Source organism: Wolbachia endosymbiont of Tuta absoluta, from assembly GCF_059414725.1.
This window is the reverse complement of record NZ_JBNRJY010000613.1, coordinates 1-635: the sequence shown is the minus strand read 5'-3', so window position 1 is coordinate 635 and position 635 is coordinate 1. Positions and strand designations below refer to the sequence as shown.

General features: G+C 36.1%; 1 pseudogene. It reads right to left on the bottom strand.

The features are described from left to right. Positions 1-635: pseudogene (locus tag ACJ5GX_RS06860) on the bottom strand (IS630 family transposase); the annotation flags it as partial.

Genomic DNA, 635 nt, shown 5'->3' with positions numbered 1-635 from the left:
GTTTTTTATAGCAAACCAATAATGCTCAATTTTGTTGAAATCTGGAGAATATGGAGGAAGATATAAAATTTCTGCACCAACTCCTTTAGCAAATCTTATTAGACTTATGAAAAGTAGCATTATCAAGGATAACAGTTTGTCCAGGTTCCAAAATCGGTGTCAGAAACTGCTCAAACCATTTATTAAAGATATCCATATTGCAGTGGCCTTTAAAGGTTAACGGAGCAATTATTTTTCTTCCACTTAAGGCTGCAACCATGCTAATTCGTTGAGTTTTCTTTCCAGATTTTAGGGCATAAAACCGCTGTCCTTTCTGGCAATACCCATAGGTTCAGTGTTATCAATGCCAGACTCATCTATATACACTAATTCTTTAGGTTCTTTTGTTGCTATAACCTTTGAAAATTGAGCTCGCTTTTCTTCATTTCTTTCTTGATATCCGTAGGTCTTTTTTTTCTTGTGAATCCTATATTTTTAAGTGCTCGATGAATTGTTTGTCTACTAATATTGCCCCAGCATCTCTGACTGAGTTTTGCCACCTTGCTCATTTGCAAATTCGGCAAATGCATTCCAGTCGGTAATTTTATGCCACGCTTCCAAGCTTTTTTGATTGAAAATCTCCCGTTTTCTCACGT